12 protein-coding genes and 1 pseudogene are annotated in these 16,756 nt (G+C 44.5%); 11 read left to right on the plus strand and 2 right to left on the minus strand.

Annotation, left to right across the window (positions count from 1 at the left end):
- Positions 1–12: 12 nt before the first annotated feature.
- The gene (locus KCTCHS21_RS02960) at positions 13–1,065 is read right to left on the minus strand and encodes a Gfo/Idh/MocA family protein (protein WP_197726499.1); all 1,053 of its coding nucleotides are present in this window, start codon (positions 1,063–1,065) and stop codon (positions 13–15) included.
- A 5-nt stretch (positions 1,066–1,070) separates the two neighbouring features.
- Positions 1,071–2,156 (minus strand): FG-GAP repeat domain-containing protein, encoded by a 1,086-nt coding sequence (locus KCTCHS21_RS02965; protein WP_130605048.1) that lies wholly within the window; start codon positions 2,154–2,156, stop codon positions 1,071–1,073.
- Between the two features lie 155 nt (positions 2,157–2,311).
- Between KCTCHS21_RS02965 and KCTCHS21_RS02970 the strand changes: the two genes are divergently transcribed.
- The 11 genes and pseudogenes from KCTCHS21_RS02970 (at position 2,312) to KCTCHS21_RS03015 (ending at position 16,704) form a co-directional block, all read left to right on the plus strand.
- Positions 2,312–3,139, plus strand: a complete 828-nt coding sequence (locus KCTCHS21_RS02970; RefSeq protein ID WP_130605049.1) for an AraC family transcriptional regulator — start codon at positions 2,312–2,314, stop codon at positions 3,137–3,139.
- A gap of 411 nt (positions 3,140–3,550) precedes the next feature.
- Entirely contained in the window at positions 3,551–7,273 is a 3,723-nt protein-coding gene (locus KCTCHS21_RS02975; RefSeq protein WP_130605050.1) for an NHL domain-containing protein, read from the plus strand.
- Between the two features lie 382 nt (positions 7,274–7,655).
- Entirely contained in the window at positions 7,656–7,871 is a 216-nt protein-coding gene (locus tag KCTCHS21_RS02980; protein WP_130605051.1) for a hypothetical protein, read from the plus strand.
- A 470-nt stretch (positions 7,872–8,341) separates the two neighbouring features.
- Positions 8,342–8,797: an IS1096 element passenger TnpR family protein gene (locus KCTCHS21_RS02985; RefSeq protein WP_130605052.1), complete on the plus strand. Its 456-nt coding sequence runs from the start codon at positions 8,342–8,344 to the stop codon at positions 8,795–8,797.
- A 373-nt stretch (positions 8,798–9,170) separates the two neighbouring features.
- Positions 9,171–9,905: a suppressor of fused domain protein gene (locus tag KCTCHS21_RS02990; RefSeq protein WP_130605053.1), complete on the plus strand. Its 735-nt coding sequence runs from the start codon at positions 9,171–9,173 to the stop codon at positions 9,903–9,905.
- Positions 9,906–10,266: 361 nt separating this feature from the next.
- Positions 10,267–10,746 (plus strand): annotated as a pseudogene (locus KCTCHS21_RS02995) (RNA polymerase sigma factor).
- Positions 10,739–11,878 carry a hypothetical protein gene (locus KCTCHS21_RS03000; protein ID WP_130605054.1) on the plus strand — a complete coding sequence of 380 codons (1,140 nt, stop codon included), beginning with the start codon at positions 10,739–10,741 and terminating at the stop codon, positions 11,876–11,878. The pseudogene KCTCHS21_RS02995 and the gene KCTCHS21_RS03000 overlap by 8 nt, the downstream one beginning before the upstream one ends.
- Positions 11,879–12,701: 823 nt before the next feature.
- On the plus strand, positions 12,702–12,857 hold the full coding sequence (locus KCTCHS21_RS30775; protein WP_157993929.1) for a hypothetical protein: 156 nt from the start codon (positions 12,702–12,704) through the stop codon (positions 12,855–12,857).
- 602 nt (positions 12,858–13,459) lie between these two features.
- A complete protein-coding gene (locus KCTCHS21_RS03010; protein ID WP_130616320.1) occupies positions 13,460–14,296 on the plus strand; it encodes a YitT family protein in 837 nt (278 codons plus the stop codon).
- A 123-nt stretch (positions 14,297–14,419) separates the two neighbouring features.
- Positions 14,420–14,581 (plus strand): hypothetical protein, encoded by a 162-nt coding sequence (locus KCTCHS21_RS30780; RefSeq protein ID WP_157993930.1) that lies wholly within the window; start codon positions 14,420–14,422, stop codon positions 14,579–14,581.
- Between the two features lie 194 nt (positions 14,582–14,775).
- Positions 14,776–16,704: an AraC family transcriptional regulator gene (locus KCTCHS21_RS03015; RefSeq protein ID WP_130605056.1), complete on the plus strand. Its 1,929-nt coding sequence runs from the start codon at positions 14,776–14,778 to the stop codon at positions 16,702–16,704.
- The last annotated feature ends 52 nt before the right edge of the window (positions 16,705–16,756 follow it).

Raw genomic sequence — 16,756 nt, forward strand, 5'->3', positions numbered from 1 at the left:
CTTTTCATTCATTTATTGGTACTGCTGCATCAAGCGAATATAATCTCTAGCTACCTTTAGATCCTCAAGAGCTTCCTTAGATTCGCAAGGTGCCGGGCGCTCGCCCCGCACAGCTGCAATGAAGTTCATTGCTTGCTGACGCATGGCGGAACGGTTCGGCATAACGGGCAGCTCGTAAGAGGGTGAATCTGTGCCATTGTCCTTCATGATTGTGACTTTCCCGGCTTGCTGACGAGCGAGCGGAGGGGGAAGATCTACACGGACGAAGCCCTTCTCGAAACAGACGAGCATACTTTCATGCCATTCGATGCTAGTCTGGTAAGGTGCCATCTCAAGCGCCACGGTGACGCCGCTGTCGCTCTCACCTGTTAGTAGAATGCCTCTACGGTCAGCATATGTGATTTTATATGACTCTTTCAGAAGATACCGAATAGCATTGACCTGATGAATGTAATAATTGACAAAGGTGTCTAGCTGGCGGTTCTGTTCATCGGTAAATTCCGCTGAGCCCGGCTCGATAGGGATGAACGGGTATGGCTCGTTCGAGCTGAGCGGAGCGTCTGCCCCGCCGATCCAGTCACCGGGTGGCATCGTGACGCGAATATATTGCAGTCGGCCATATTCACCGCTCGTCTTCCACTGCTCAATCCGTTCGCTTGCATACTCCATCGCAGGGTCGGAACGTTTGTGGTAACCGACCATATGCAGTGTTTGATGCTCCTCTGCAAGCCGAACCAATTGCTCACCAGCTTCAACAGTAAGTGTTAGCGGCTTCTCGGTGAAAACGGGAATACCCGCTTTTAGAATGTCAGGGATGATGGCGAGATGGGATCGGTAGAGCTGGGGAGCGACGATTGCATCTACCTTCGCATGATTAATCAGCTCCATGTGATGATCATAAATCTTCGATATACCGTAACGATCCGCAACAGATCTGGCAAGCTGCGGGCGTACTTCCGCCAGTGCGACAACCTCGCATAGCTCGTGCAATTGTGTGTAATTGGACAGGTGTGCCATCTGCCCCATGCCGCCAGTGCCAACAAACCCGATTTTTAATCTGCTCAAGTTCTTCACTCCTGCTTTCCTAAATTTTCGAATAAATACAAACCGTCCGTTCCTGGAGCAACGATGTCCGGGTAACCATTGCCCGTTACATCCTGAATCCACATGAAGATGCCATTTCCAGAGCCTTCACCTGCAGGACCAAAGTCGATGACATGCTTCTCGAATGCGCCACCATTGATCTTGAAGTAATACACACCAAGCGGGTCATCAAAGCCGGGATCGTTGTCATGCGCCAAGTATCTTTTGCCCGTGACGAGCTCTAGTTCCCCATCGAGGTCGAGATCGACAAGCATAAGATCGTGATACTGAGATGCCGTCATATCGATCTCATGCCGAATCCAGCTTCGCGAGCCATCTTCTTCTCGTGTCTGTTCAAGCCAATGCAGGCCGTAGTCATGCGCCTGACCGACAATCAGATCGCATAGCCCATCTCCATTGACGTCGTATCCGATAATCGGGACACTAGCCGAACCGAGAGCGAACTCTGGGTGAAAAGTCCATAACCCGGAGTAAGGTTCCTCGGGTTGTTCCAGCCAGCCGTTCGACAGAACGATATCCATCCTGCCGTTTCCGGTAATATCTGCGAAACCTAGGCCATGTCCACTGGGACCTTCGGAGATGACCATTTTGCGGAATTGTCCTGTTCCCTTACCATTTTCATCTGTAATCAGCTTGTAGAATGTCTGGGGCGCCATTGGTGTATTTGGGAAAATCTCGGGCACACCGCAGCCGTCAATATCATAGTAGCGAATGGTCTCGATGTTGGAGGTGTGATCGATTCGAAATGTTTCCCACAGCGAATCTGAATGTCCTGGATTTCTGCGCCAATGTATTCCTTCACTCCACCACGAGCCGGTGATGATGTCCATTCGACCGTTGCCGTCTACATCCATAGGAAAGTCGGAGAAGTCATCACGATAATGCGCATAGGAAGCTAACTCACAAATTTTGTGCCGGCGCACGAAGTCGGGGCCTTCGTACCAGTACGCGCCGCTAACAATGTCCAGCGTACCATCGTTGTTGACATCGAATACCGAGCAAGCCTCATAGGGCTCATCGCTAATCTTCCTTTTCTTGAAGGAAATCGTCATTTCAGAGTGCTCCTTTTCATGTGATTTATATTCATTATTTAGGTAAGCGCTTTTAGCTTACCTCTTGAACTAAATCTACATGATTTGTAAAATAAAGTTCAATGAGCATAGTTGTGATTTTTACTATTGAAAGTTGCGTATTTGGGGGTTAAGGAATGCAGGGGTCGATATTGATTCGAATGCCCGAGATGTTAAGTGGCGCATTTATGAAGGATCAGCCTGATGAGCCATTTTATTTTCCAATGCATCAGCATGAAAGCAACGCAGAGCTGCTGCTCATTCTGGAGGGTGAAGGCGAGTTTCGAGTGGATGGCAAGCTGTATCGGGCGAAGACGGGCAACATGCTAGTTTATAATCGGGGCGTCTGGCATGAGGAGAGGTCGACAGGCGACAAGTTTATGGCGATCTATGTCGGGTACACGGGTTTGCAGTTAAAAGGGCTGCCTTTCGACTTTTTGTGCGGAACCGAACAACCGGCCATGCTTGAGCTTAACGAGCATTTCTTGCCGATTAAGCAGCTATTTTTAGAGATGATATCGGAATGGGAAAGTTTTAAGCCGGAGTCTGCCGTTATTGCGAATGCGCTGCTAGGCGTCATGGTCGGGCGGCTAGTGCGGCTGGTGCATTATTCGAAGGAAGATGAGTTCAGAAGGAGACCGGTCAAGGAAGCGATTCACTTGGCCAAGCGTTTCATGGAAGAAAACTACTTGGCGGATGTTAATTTATCGGTCCTATCACGTCTGACGCATATGAATGCCTATCATTTTATTCACGTGTTCAAGAAAGAGACGGGAGTTAGTCCGATCCAATATTTAATCCGCTATCGTATGGAGGTAGCGAAGCAATATTTAGAGACTACAAGCCTTCCCATGGTAGAAATAGCGGAGAAAATAGGGTATAAGAGCGAAACATATTTTCAAAACTTGTTCAAAAAGACGACAGGGGTATCACCTGGCAAATATCGTGCGGCTTTCTACCAGTAATGACCGGTTTTGACCATTTGCTACTACGAAGAATTGTGGTTTGTGCAGTCACGGTTCGCCTCCACCCCAAAAACCAGCATTATGCGGCCGCATGAGGCTGGTTTTTTGGTGCGACGGGAAGTAGCTATTTTAGCGAGTGAATCTTGGTTTTCAAAATCATTCGTAGTGTTTGAGAGAATCTTGAGAGACCGCTGTTATAGAATGTGCTGTGATGGAAGGGGGAGAGTTAATAAGGCGAGTCAACCAAGCTGAATGCAGCGTTCGGCGCCTGTTCGCAGAACGTACGAAGCGCGATGTCTCATCAGCGACATGTAACCCGAGCCTTGCCATAAGGATAGACCAGACTATTAATCCGCTAACGATAATTAAGGAACGTCATTTGCCAACAACGATACGAGGGAGGAACAAGGAATGGGAAAGAAGCTAAAACAACTTACTTCTGGTATGCTGGCTTTTTTGTTAATAGTGTCAATGCTGCCTGAACTGTCTGGGGGGAAAACCTATGCTGCAGCAAGCGATATCATCAGTACGGTGGCGGGCAGTGGCGAATATTTGGGAGATGGAGGAGATGCAACCTCGGCCAAATTAAACTTGCCGACAGGTGTGACCATGGACAGCAATGGCAATCTGTATATTGCGGATTATAGTAACAACCGAATTCGGAAAGTGAATACATTAGGGAAGATCAGTACTGTAGCGGGCACGGGGACTGCCGGCTTTTCGGGAGATTCAGGAAAAGCAAATCTTGCCAAACTGCAAGACCCGCAGGGAGTAGCTGTGGACAGCGCAGGTAATATATACATAGCGGATTCTTTTAATAACCGAATTCGGAAAGTAGATACATCAGGGGAAATCAGTACTGTGGCGGGTATTTTCAATAGCGGCTATTGGGGAGACGATGTAGCGGCCACCTCTACACCATTGAACAGGCCGACTGGAGTAGCCGTGGACAGTCAAGGTAATCTTTATATAGCGGATAGTTATAATAATCGAATTCGGAAAGTAGATACAATTGGGATCATCAGTACGGTGGCGGGTAGTAGCAATGTCGGGGGCTATACGGGAGACGGAGCAGTGGCGACTTCCGCCAAATTGAACTTGCCGACTGGAGTGTTCGTGGATAGTATCGGTAATCTATATATAGCGGATTCTGAAAACCATGCAATTCGGAAAGTAGATAAACAATCAGGGAAAATCAGTACGGTGGCGGGCACAGGCAGTGCCGGCTTTTCAGGAGATGGTGAATCGGCTACCTCGGCCCAATTGAATTCTCCTACAGGAGTAACCGTGGATAGCAGTGGCAATCTGTATATAGCGGATTTCATTAACCACCGAATTCGAAAAGTAGATGCATCAGGGAAAATCAGTACGGTGGCGGGGAGTAGCAAAGGCTTTTTTGGTGGCTTTTCGGGAGATGGCGGAGCGGCGACCTCTGCCGAATTGAACAATCCGAAAGGAGTAGCTGTTGACAGCAGCGGAATGCTTTATATTGCAGATTCTAATAACAATCGGATACGGAAGGTGGGGCCCCCACCTGGACCGACCTCTTATAATATTACGTATAATCTTGACGGTGGAACGGCAACGAACCCAGCAACCTATACCGCTGTGGATGAAAACTTCATTTTAACTAATCCCACAAAATTAGGGTATACCTTTGCGGGGTGGACAGGAACGGGTCTGGGAGCTGCAACTCAAACTGTAACGATAGCCAAAGGTTCCACAGGCGATCGTACTTACACGGCAACATGGACTGTAGCCGCGAATGTGACAATCAATTATGCTGCTAATAATACTGCCTATGGTTCAGTCAGCCGGTCCAGTGAAGCATTGAACCCTGAAATCGGCACTGCATCTGGTTCAGTAGCAACTGCAAAACCAGGCTACTACTTTGTGAAATGGCAGGACGCAAACAGTTCTCAAGTTAGCACGAGTGCGACATGGGTACCGCAAAAGGTTTCCGGAAGCTATGTAGCAGGTAGCTATACTGCTGTATTTGCACCGAACTCTTACAATATTACGTATAATCTTGACGGCGGAACGGCAACGAACCCAGCAACCAATACCGCTGAGGATGATAGCTTTACCTTAACTAATCCCACAAAACCAGGGTATGAGTTTGCCGGATGGACAGGAACGGGTCTGGGAGCTGCAACTCAAACTGTAACGATAGCAAAAGGTTCCACAGGCCCTCGTACTTACACGGCTACATGGACAGCCAAAACCTATACTGTCATATTGAATGACAACGGCGGAAGCGACGGCAGCGGCAGTGTGAATGCAACTTATGATCAGCCAATGCCGACTGTTCAAAAGCCTTCTAAAGCTGGACATGCTTTTGTCGGTTATTTTGACCAATTGACCGGTGGAACGAAGTATTATAATTCGGATATGAGCAGTGCGAGAAATTGGGATAAAACAGCTTCTAATGTGACCCTATTTGCCAGCTGGTCAGAACATGATGTAATAGGGACGATAGTTGACGATGGAGCTCCTGCTCAAAAGATTAAAGGAGCAACAGTCAAGATTATCAAAGGCAATGCCCAATACGGAGAAGCAACTACCGACGAAGATGGCAAGTTTACAATTAATAATGTATCTCCAGGCACTTATAACTTAATTATGACTATTGGGGATAAGACAGAGATTATCGCGATTACCGTTGAGAAAAATAAACCGATAACTGATTTAGGAGTTATTATTTTCCCCTTAGGAAATGCAAGCAGCGCGCTTAAATTTCAAGGCAACGGCACGCCAGCAGTTATTATCGGCAACCTGCATCCTGAGGCCGAGGAATACTACAATGAGGGTGGATCAAATTTCGTCAAGGTTGAAATGACAGTAGCCAAGACCGACGAAGAAACGGCCGCAGGAGATAACTTAACAGCAATCAATGGAATCAAAACTCAGGCACAGAGCAAAAATATGAGAATCGGGCTCTACCTTGATATGACAATTGAAAAATTTAATCGCAATTCAGAATTAGATAGTTGGAGCTATGATGGACTAATCGGACAAACCAAAGGGCTGATTAAAGTTATTATCCCTATTCCTGCAGACTTACAAGGAAAGTCCAATTATTCGGTTTATCGCTATCACGGAAACGCAGTGAATATTATCAGCACGGTGCCGAATACAGATGGAGAGTATCTCATTGTTGATCCATCCGACTGGACACTTACACTTTATGTCAAGAACTTCTCTGTCTACGCCTTAGCTTATAATGACAGTCAAAGTCAACAGAATCCATCAGGTGGAGCAACCGTTTCTACCATTACTTTTAGCGGAAATGGAGGCACTCCATCATCTGTGACCCAATCTGTTACTAACGGAGGTCTGTTGTCAAAGCCTGTTGATCCCGTAAGAAAAGGTTACGTTTTTGCAGGTTGGTATAAAGCTGATGGAAGCGAGTGGAGCTTTAGCAGCGATAGGGTGAACGCTAATTTCACGTTGACAGCTAAATGGACTTTAGCAGATACGGATACGGGTATACATGAGCTTGATAAAGTAAACCATTTTGCATATATGTTGGGATATCCTGACAAAACCTTCGGTCCTGAGAAAAATATGACGAGAGCTGAAGCTACTGCAATGTTCGCACGTCTTTTGGTAAAGAAAATGGATGTTAATAAAGAATATCCAACCAGCTTCAAAGATGTGGCAGGTACGAAATGGTATGCAAATGCCATCGGGTATATGGAGCAGTATGGCATCATCAACGGGTATTTAGATGGAACCTTTAAGCCGGAAGCACCGATAACTCGAGCAGAGTTTGCATCAATTGCTTCACGTTTTGATAAGCTGATCACAGGAGAGCCCTCTACGTTCTCTGATGTTGCGGATAATTACTGGGCCAAAGACAATATTTCCTTTGCTGCTGCAAAAGGATGGGTAAAAGGATATCCGGACGGAGCTTTCAAGCCTAACAACAACATCACACGCGCAGAAGTGGTTAGTCTGGTAAACCGTATGCTTGAAAGATATAGCGACAAAGGTTATGTAGACAGCAATAAAAATGTGCTCAAACAGTACGTGGATCTAAAAAATAACTACTGGGCTTACTATGATATTATGGAAGCGTCTAATGAGCATAATTATGAAAAGAGTTTGAACAGTGAAACGTGGAGCCGGTAAAGGGATCCATTAAATAACAAAAGCCACAAATACTCAATTTAGTTGAGTATTTGTGGCTTTATATGTTTCTGGCTACGCGAGCGAGATGAGGATTTTATTTTTTACGGGAATCCTTCAGATCGATAGGGTGCGATTACACATTCTTCAATATTACCTTTTCGCGGCTAAATCTGTATGATTATTCATACACAAAGGGTCATATCAAATCTCGGTTTCTAGTAGAGTGAGGAGGCTCCAGCCTTCGTAAAGTTTGCTCGTGATTTAAATCACATACATCGGGGCTAGAGCGAACTACAATTGAAATGAGGCGGAGGAGAATTTATTACTCAGAAGTCCACGCGTGCTGACTCTGCCTAATTTATCTATATTGGAGGAATCATCAATGGTGCCGGTATTTTTGTCGAATATGCGACCGATTGGAGAAAGTGTTGCGAAGGTAGCCTCTGCAGGTGGTCAGTTAAATGCAGATTTCATGAGTGTATTTGCGTTCTTTGTCGTCATTCTCATATTCGTAGGCGTTTTTCTGATGGTCCCAGTGCACATGTACGAGAAATACTATAAACAAGTGGACGACGAGACTACGGTCCATTCTGAATGAATTTAGACAAATCTGGAGCCACTGATTCATACGCCTGGCTCGAGGTGCGTTTGTCTTCCTCATATTACACCAGAGGCTTATTAAGACCTTCAAATCTACAACCGCACAAGAGGTTGTGGATTTTTGCTTTTTAGCGCGCCGAGACAAGGCTAGGCACAACAAGCTGGTGAAAAAGGTTAGAGCCAAATCGCCTCGTAGCTGATGCGCAGTCATTAAAATCAAGATAGAGTTGTATATTTGGAACCTTTGACGAACGTAAGATTTCCGACGATCTATAAATTATAATTGTAAAAAGATGAAGCATAGGAGGGAGAAAGCATTTGAATCATCCTCAATCTATGCATAACAATCGAAGATATTGTAGAGAGTTATGCTAAAAGAACACTAGAACTAGCCGTAACCCTCCTTTAGAAATGATATAATAATGTTGAATAATAGCATAGAATGGAGCGGAAGGTGGGTAACCAGATATGGCAAAAATCTTTAAGATCACTTTGACGGATTGGAATGGAGCTGTTCGCGGAAAACCGTACCGCAAAATCGCGATTCAAGAGAACGCAAGCTTGTATGATCTGGCGGCTACTGCGTTGTCTGTGTTTGAATTTGATATAGATCATTCGTTCGGATTTTATGACAACCTGAAAAATTGGGCCCGGTCCGAGGAAGGTTACGAGCTATTTGCCGATATGGGCGAAAAGATGAAGTTTCCGGGTGTGAAGAAAGCTAAGGCTGGTAAGGTGTTCCATACACCCAAACATAAGATGCTGCTGTTATTCGACTATGGTGATGAATGGAGATTCATTGTTCAGTATCTGGAGGATGAAGATTTGAGCGGAACGAAGCTCCCTTCTCTCCTGGAATCAAAAGGAAAAGCGCCTGATCAATACGGCGATTTCTCCGATGAAGATGACGAGAGTGAGTCATAAGTGAAAGGTATCAAGCGGCGAATTGTGGCTTTGCATAGCCACGACACGCCTTCACTATCATCAAAGTCAGCCGCAAGTGACTGGCTTTTTTTCGTGGAAAAAGAGGGTAGTCGGTCCGAACTGCTGCACATCGTACAAGAGAATGGTATGGATTAACCTTGGTCTTTCCATTTGGAAGGATCAGGGGCTTTTTGTGCTGTGTTTTCCAATCTATTGAAATAATAATTAATATGGTAAAATGAACCAAACTGAGATTTATGGAGGCGAAGGTGTTTTCTCCAGGATATATTAAATTTATCTACGCGGGCAATCAGTCCGGTCAAGTATCAGGAAGCCGTATGACAACTATTATACATAGAGGGGATTCGCTAAGATGACTAAAGAATACTCTAAAGCTGGCGATCCAATATATCGGTATGAAAATAAAGAATCGGAGTGGAGACCTCCGACATATGGTGAAGAAGGCTGGATGGAGAAAATTGTGGAGCATATGGAGAAATACTATGGGACGGTGGCGACCGTTCTGCATGAAATTATTTCCGATTTAATTCACATTGATGTTCATCATATTAGACCTACAGAACGTCATCCGTATAATGTCCTGTTCACAACCGGAATGAGTTATCTTCCTATGAATACCCCTGAGGGAAGGGAAGATTATCGACATGCGGAATTAATGATTTGTTTGCCTTCTGATTGGCAGATATCAGATGATGCTTTCAAAAATCCCGATAATTATTGGCCTGTCTACTGGCTGAAAATGCTGGCAAGACTGCCTCATGAACACCATACGTGGTTGGGTGAAGGTCACACCATTCCAAACGGAGATCCGGCCGAATCTCTCTCCAATACAACAGCGATGAATGGTATTATTCTGCTTCCTCCAATTAGAGTCAGTCAGGATTTCCATACCCTGAAAATAGACGATGTACATAGTGTTCACTTTTACTGTTTAGTTCCGCTCTTCGGTGAGGAGATGAGCTTCAAGTTAAATGAAGGTGCCGATGCACTTACTAATAAATTTGATAAGTATCAAATAGACGAATTACTTGATCTACAAAGAAAGAACACATGTAAACGTTCGTTCTTCTCTAGGTGGAAAGGGTAGTGTTTGCTTGAGCTGTTCGAGGAGTCTCTAAGCTGACATCAAATCTGTGACTACACCCGTAGAAGCATATGTGGCGTTGTTTTCAGATAGAAATTCGATTCCCCGCGCCTCCACCATGAAAGCCTGACCTCAAGCGGTCGGGCTTTTATTTTGCTCGAAATTGTAATGAAGTGTTTGAACTGGAAGACGCTACAGCCGAGATGCTCTTATTTATCACTAGGCTTTGCTGCAAGCTCGGAGTTGAGCATGGCAATGGAACTAATTCGGTTGTTGTATTGTCTAATCTTAGGAGGTGAAGACGTTGGAGGAATCGTACTGGAAATATTGCGAGAGTTTGGACTCTGCAAATTTCCATCTGCTAATGACCCAATACGGTCAAGACGTATGGAATTTAGCTTTTGTATTAACCAAACGTTACGATCTGGCGGATGACGTCACCCAGGATGTCTTTTTGAATGCATACAAAGCGATTGGAACGTTTCGTGGTGCCTCCTCGGTTAAAACTTGGTTGTTGTCCATTACGCGTAATATATCAATCAATTATTTACGATCGGCATTTATGCGCAAAGTGACGCTTACAGAATGGATTACAAGCAAAGGAACAAGTCCATCTGCCTAACACAAAATGCTGGAGCAGGCGTTTTCGGAACAAATTTGGCAAGCGGTTCTCACGATGCCGCTCAAAATGAGAGAAGTGTTAATTTTACATGCCAAGTACGAGATGACAATGAAAGAAATCGCGGATTTGCTGCAAATATCGGAAGGAACGGTTAAATCCCGACTTGCGAGAGCACGACAGCAGATGAACCGATATTGGAAGGAGAGTGCAGCGTATGAATGAGCAAAAGCCGGAATGGTATGCGAAGCTGAAGGGCGATCCAATTCGGGAAAAAACGTTCACGCTGGACAAAATACATCAAATTGAGCAAAAAGCGGAGGAATATCAAATTCAAGTCCAACCACGTAAAAGAAAAGCACTCGTACCGTTGTTAATTGTGACTGCTCTTGCAGCAATGGTCTTATTCGTTGTTATTGTTAACAAAGACACTGTAGGACAATGGTTCTCGGATAATAACCAGACCGGGATTGAAACTCCCATTCCGACGAGTCCACCACCGTCAACGCCGACACCGACCGAGACAAGTAAGGACTTACGAGTAGAAATTACCGAAACGGCAGGAGTTTTGTGGCATTTGCTACCTTTTAAAACCGAGGATGTATCGAGCATGACCGTGCTTAATGAGAATACAGGAAAGGAAGTTTCTATCCCTGAAGAGCGTAATTATATCATCTTGCAAAGCCTTAATTGGATAGATTTGACGAAAGCGAAGGCAGTCAATGTTTCAGGTGAGAGCTATGAGTTATCAGCACTCCTACGGTTACATCTAAAGGATGGTACGGTATATGCGGTTCCCTATGACATAAACAATAATGTATTCGATTTGGGCGAACCAGATTCTGGAAACAGCTTCTACTACTCCGATGATCAGACGGTTTTGCTGATGCAGTCGTTATTAAATCCCGATTCCCAGCTTGCCGAGTTGGATCGAGATATGGATAAGGCTCATAATGAGGATTCATCCCGGGATGGGAAAAGGACTTACAACCTCGATCAGTTGATGGTGAACGGGAATGATTATGCTGGATGGGAGAAGGAATTGGAATCTAGCAGCTTGGATCAACCGGAAATTCGCTATTACGATTCGGGAGAGGAGAAAGTCAAAGGTTTAAACATTTACGACAAGGGCGGTATTATCGCCATTAGTAGACAATATGTGTTCACGACTAATCAATACAAGACCAGTGGCGGCGTTACCGTTGGCTCTACCCCCGATGAGGTATTGGCTAATTTAGGAGAACCAAGCAGTAAATCAGCTTCAAAGTGGAACTACAACCTTGGCGATTATCAAAGATTTTACCTTCTGTTCGAAGAGAATGTTGTAAAATATATGGTTGTCCTTATCCCGTTGTAAACCCTGTGCCACAATCCGTTTTAACCAATCTACTGCGCACGTAGCTTGACAAACCTAATTATAAAAATACTTATTTTGGTAATGGTCAAAATGTGATCGGGGTTACAGAACTTAATCATTAGAAAATGAATATTTGGTGGTATTAATCGTATTGACACCATTATCATCATTAAATGCAGGTGATGTCATTAACTAGGGTGGATACGCATGGTTTTGATTGACTGATGTTTGTGTAAATTTACTTTTGAAAAGAGGGAATGGAATGAATGTCAAAAAGTTAGTTTTATCTGGGTATTATCATAGGGGCGACCTTGTTGTATAACAATTCGGTTTTCTGCTATGAATTTGGATATACCGCATACGAAAGGGGAACTTGAGAACCTGTTATTACATATCAAGTCACAGATTGATAGTGCAAGCAATATTCAGCAAATAGACTTGCTTCGCTTGCAAAATTTGAGTAATAAACGAAATGAAGCTTTCGAGCTAATGACGAATGTCATTAAAAAAATGCAAGATTCCAGAAATAGTATTATAGGAAATATGCGGTGATGAAAGGTACGGGGTAATCAATCAGTAAAGGGGTTGAATGCAACGTCAGCCGGGCTGTCTTTAATAAACACAGTCAAAGGCTATGCAAGCGCGGGTGTTGAAATAGAATGACGGTTGTAAGTGTGAGTGAGATAGGCCTTAAATAGGTGAAATGAGTAGGTATAGGAAGCCATCTAACACTAAGGGTTAGGTGGTTTTCTTTTTTGCTACTAAAGCTTTGATAGTAATAGTGCTTTATTACAACAAGAGGTTTACAAGTGGAGGAGTTTCAATGAGTATAAACCCGAAACTTCAGATCCCTCATCAATATAACGCGTTGGTGCCCAACGGAGTGGAACGTCTTACAAAGTCGGCCGCCGTATGGTTGGAGGAGCATAGAAATGACGAAGAAGCGTTAGAGCATTATAAGAGGGGCGCCTCCGCCTAACTCTGTCCCATACCTCGCGAATACCGGAAATTAGTCGGCATCTCCGCCTAACTCTGTCCCATACCTCGCGAATACCGAGAGTTAGTCGCCATCTCCGCCTAACTTTGTCCCATACCTCGCGAAAATTGAGAATTAGTCGGCACCTCCACCTAACTCTGTCCCATACCTCGCGAATACCGAGAATTAGTCGGCACCTCCGCCTAACTCTGTCCCATACCTCGCGAAAATTGAGAATTAGTCGGCACCTCCGCCTAACTCTGTCCCATACCTCGCGAATACCGAGAATTAGTCGGCATCTCCGCCTAATTCCGTCCCAAATCGCGCCACTGAACCGGGGTCCGCTCATCCCGTAAAACCGCCAAAACGGAAGATATCGTAAGAGATTTGTAAGCATAGATTACAAGCTACAAATCAACAAAAAGTGCACCTGCTAGAATAATCACTTGGCAAGCCCAGTGGGAGTTAACCGATGAATTCTAGGGGGTACTTTCCTTCTTTTTAGCTTATTATTTTGACGAACCGTGCTAGAATGATCTAAGTACTTAATAAGTACTTAATATACGGAGACTACAACAGTGGATGGTCAGACGAAAGGACATGTTATGAAGAAAAGAATACTGGATATGCTCGTTATTATAGTGGGTTCAATGCTATTTGCCTTGGCTGTCAATCTGTTCGTTATTCCGAATGAGTTCGGCGAAGGCGGGGTAACGGGAGTAACGATTATTTTATACTATTTGTTTGAATGGTCTCCTGGACTGATAAGCTTGATTCTTAATTCCCTATTATTAATAGTAGGGTATAAATTTCTGGACAAGACCACAACGATATATACGGTTATAGCCGTATTCCTTCATTCACTCTTTCTGCATCTTACGAAGAGCTGGCATATTGAATCCGATGAACTCATTATCAATGCTATATTCGGCGGTGTTTTTGCGGGAGTGGGTATAGGTATGATTATACGTATAGGTGGAACGACGGCAGGGTCGACAATTATTGCGAGAATGCTTAATAAGTACTTAGACTGGAACGTAAGCTATGCGCTTTTGATCGTTGATTTGATTGTCGTATTTGCCTCTTATTTTATTATCGGCGCGCAAAGTGTGATGCTCACGATAGTCATGCTCTATGTAGCAACCAAGGTGATGGACTTCATTATTGAAGGTATCAATCCCAAGAAGGCGATTACGATTGTCTCTAAGGAGCAGGATAGAATAGCTGAGCAAGTTAACGTCATCATTGGCAGAGGTGTTACTGTTATCTATGGTCGGGGCTATTATACAAATTCGCCTAAGGAGCTGCTCTATATTGTTATTAGCAAACAGGAAGTGAGCATGCTCAAGAAAATTGTTAGATCGATTGATAAAGAGGCGTTCATTACTATTCATGATGTAAGAGACGTGTTCGGGGAAGGCTTCGTGGACATCTCGAAGTGAGATCTCCAAAAACTTCTGCGATACTAACCTATTGGGTTTACTTTTTGAGGTTGCTTATATAGTAGCTGCACCACTTAGGCTCAAATATTTAGTTAACTTGGCGTTTACTCCAAGGACCAACAAATGTTCTTAATCATATTAGGGATTATAGTTATCGGTGGGACGCTACTGATTTATATTGGTCCAAGGCTGCTGCAAGGCAGAGCTGAGATGGCGAATAATCATTATAAAGAAGCGCAGGAAACCTTTGCAATGCTTTACTACGATCCTTTGTTGCCGTTCTAATGCCGCACGTAGCTTGACAAACCGCCCTGGTAAAAAGATACTTATTCGGAGTGGAACCAATATGTTTTTGCCGATATGTATGGTTGGCGATGCAGCGGAATGCGAGGCTAAAGACTCTTCGCTAGAAAACATCCTCGTGGCCTACCCGCGAGGATGTTTTCTATTAACGGCACTGAGAGTTTTTCTCGAATCGAATGGGGGAAGAAAGTATGGATTGGGAAGCCCACATCGAACGGTGGAGCCGAACCGCTGTTAGATTGCTAGATATTCGACAGTATCGTGTGGAGAATGACACTGTGCCTGAGCGCTATGTGGCGCATACTAGCTTTTTCGTAGTTACTACCCATGGAGAGGCGAGAGTGAATCTTTCGGGAACGGTCTATCGAACCCGTTCACTTCACATTCTGCATGGTGGAAAGGGTGCGGAGTTAGGCTTTATGCCGCTGGGAAACGACTTTGCTTGCTATTTGATTTTGTATAAAGCCGAGTGCGCCTCGCCGGAGGAGCAGGAAAGCTTCCATATTCCGTATGAATTCACTCCTTATGCGATGCTGCCTCTGCAGGAAAAGTGTCAAGCTATGTATCGCCTGTGGCAGCAATCAACCCCAATGGACAAGCTGCAGGCGCAGTCTGCCTTTCTTCCGTTTGTGTTTGAGGTTATGCGACAAATCCGCACGTCAGCAACGGAAAACGGTAGATTAAATGTCGTAACCGAAGCGATTCACTATATTCATGAGCATTACAGGAAGGCGATTACAGCCGAGGAATTAGCCGGAATTTACAGCTGCAGCGCGAGCTACTTGTCTCGCTTGTTCAAAAGCCAGATAGGAGTAGGTCCGATTGAATACCTGATTCATGTACGTATTCATAAAGCGAAGCAGTTTCTGCTGAGATCGGAGGCTCGTGTTCAGGAAATAGCGAGCAGCGTTGGCTATGAGGATGTCTATTACTTCAGTCGCTTGTTCAAGAAGCATACCGGCTGCTCTCCGCTTCAGTTTCGCGAAGACAGTCGGCAGACTGTTCATAATAATCCATTACGCTTGTTAAAATCGTCTATTGTATCAGAAAGGCTTGCTCCCCATAATGAGAATGAGAATTATTATCATCCATTCAGAGAAGGGGACACATCCATGTTTAGATTTTCAAGACCAGCATTCGGAGCAATGATGATATTATGTACAACATTGCTTTTGAATGCATGCCAGACAGGCAGCAATTCAGGCAGTAACACAGGAACGCCGGCTTCCCAGCCTGCTTCAACAGCTACAGCTACCGCTACGGATAGCACAGCTGTTGAAATGCGTAGCTATAAGCATTTGAAAGGTGAGACAGAAATTCCTGTGAAGCCTCAGCGTGTGGTCAGCTTATTCCATTTGGGCGAGCTGATGACGCTTGGGGTGAAGCCTGTAGGTGCAACTACTTTTATTCTGAAGAATCCGCTGCTAAGCGATATTTCCGATATTGTAGATGTTGGAGTTCCTCCTAATGCGGAGAAGATTTTGTCGTTAGAGCCTGATCTGATTGTTACAACTGGACCATTTGCGGAGGCATTTGAGGGCGGGTACGAAGCGCTGAGCAAAATCGCACCAACGATTGTTGTGGAGCAGTACAACGATCCGTTCAAGGATGTTGAAATGTTTGGTGATATTCTCGGCAAGCAGGAAGAAGCGAAGCAATGGAAAGAGGCATTTACAGCAAAAATAGCTGATTATAAGAAGAAGATTAGCCCGTTCATTGGGGCTGATGAAACCTTCTCGATTTTGAATGTGCGTCCCGGTGCGATTTATATTTACGGTGATACCAATATGGGAGGCAACATTCTCTACAAGTATCTAGGTTTGAAGCCAACAGAAAAAGTTGAGACTGACGTCATTAATGGAGAAACATGGGAAATATCTGCCGAGGTAATCCCCGATTTCATAGGTGATCGTTTATTTCTGGCTGTGAATGAAGGTGCAGAGGAAGATATGAAGAAAGTGGAAAAGCTTATTAAGTCTTCGCCAGCGGGGAAAGCAGGAAAAATCTACAATATTGATTTCAATAAATTTCTTCTAAGTGATCCGATTTCTGTAGAAAAACAGATGGATATCATCATTAATTTGCTGGTTGAAGGCAACAATTAAAAGATTAATGGCACAAAGAGCTACCCTCTAGAGGTTCTTAGAACCTCTAGAG

This window comes from Cohnella abietis, from assembly GCF_004295585.1.
In the GTDB taxonomy this organism is placed as follows: Bacteria; Bacillota; Bacilli; order Paenibacillales; family Paenibacillaceae; genus Cohnella; species Cohnella abietis.

Coding starts and splice junctions, on each gene's coding strand:
- KCTCHS21_RS30780 (WP_157993930.1), top strand. CDS start 14,420: ATGTTCTTAATCATATTAGGGATTATAGTTATCGGTGGGACGCTACTG.
- KCTCHS21_RS03000 (WP_130605054.1), top strand. CDS start 10,739: ATGAATGAGCAAAAGCCGGAATGGTATGCGAAGCTGAAGGGCGATCCA.
- KCTCHS21_RS02985 (WP_130605052.1), top strand. CDS start 8,342: ATGGCAAAAATCTTTAAGATCACTTTGACGGATTGGAATGGAGCTGTT.
- KCTCHS21_RS02970 (WP_130605049.1), top strand. CDS start 2,312: ATGCAGGGGTCGATATTGATTCGAATGCCCGAGATGTTAAGTGGCGCA.
- KCTCHS21_RS02980 (WP_130605051.1), top strand. CDS start 7,656: ATGGTGCCGGTATTTTTGTCGAATATGCGACCGATTGGAGAAAGTGTT.
- KCTCHS21_RS03010 (WP_130616320.1), top strand. CDS start 13,460: ATGAAGAAAAGAATACTGGATATGCTCGTTATTATAGTGGGTTCAATG.
- KCTCHS21_RS02975 (WP_130605050.1), top strand. CDS start 3,551: ATGGGAAAGAAGCTAAAACAACTTACTTCTGGTATGCTGGCTTTTTTG.
- KCTCHS21_RS02965 (WP_130605048.1), bottom strand. CDS start 2,156: ATGACGATTTCCTTCAAGAAAAGGAAGATTAGCGATGAGCCCTATGAG.
- KCTCHS21_RS02990 (WP_130605053.1), top strand. CDS start 9,171: ATGACTAAAGAATACTCTAAAGCTGGCGATCCAATATATCGGTATGAA.
- KCTCHS21_RS30775 (WP_157993929.1), top strand. CDS start 12,702: ATGAGTATAAACCCGAAACTTCAGATCCCTCATCAATATAACGCGTTG.
- KCTCHS21_RS03015 (WP_130605056.1), top strand. CDS start 14,776: ATGGGGGAAGAAAGTATGGATTGGGAAGCCCACATCGAACGGTGGAGC.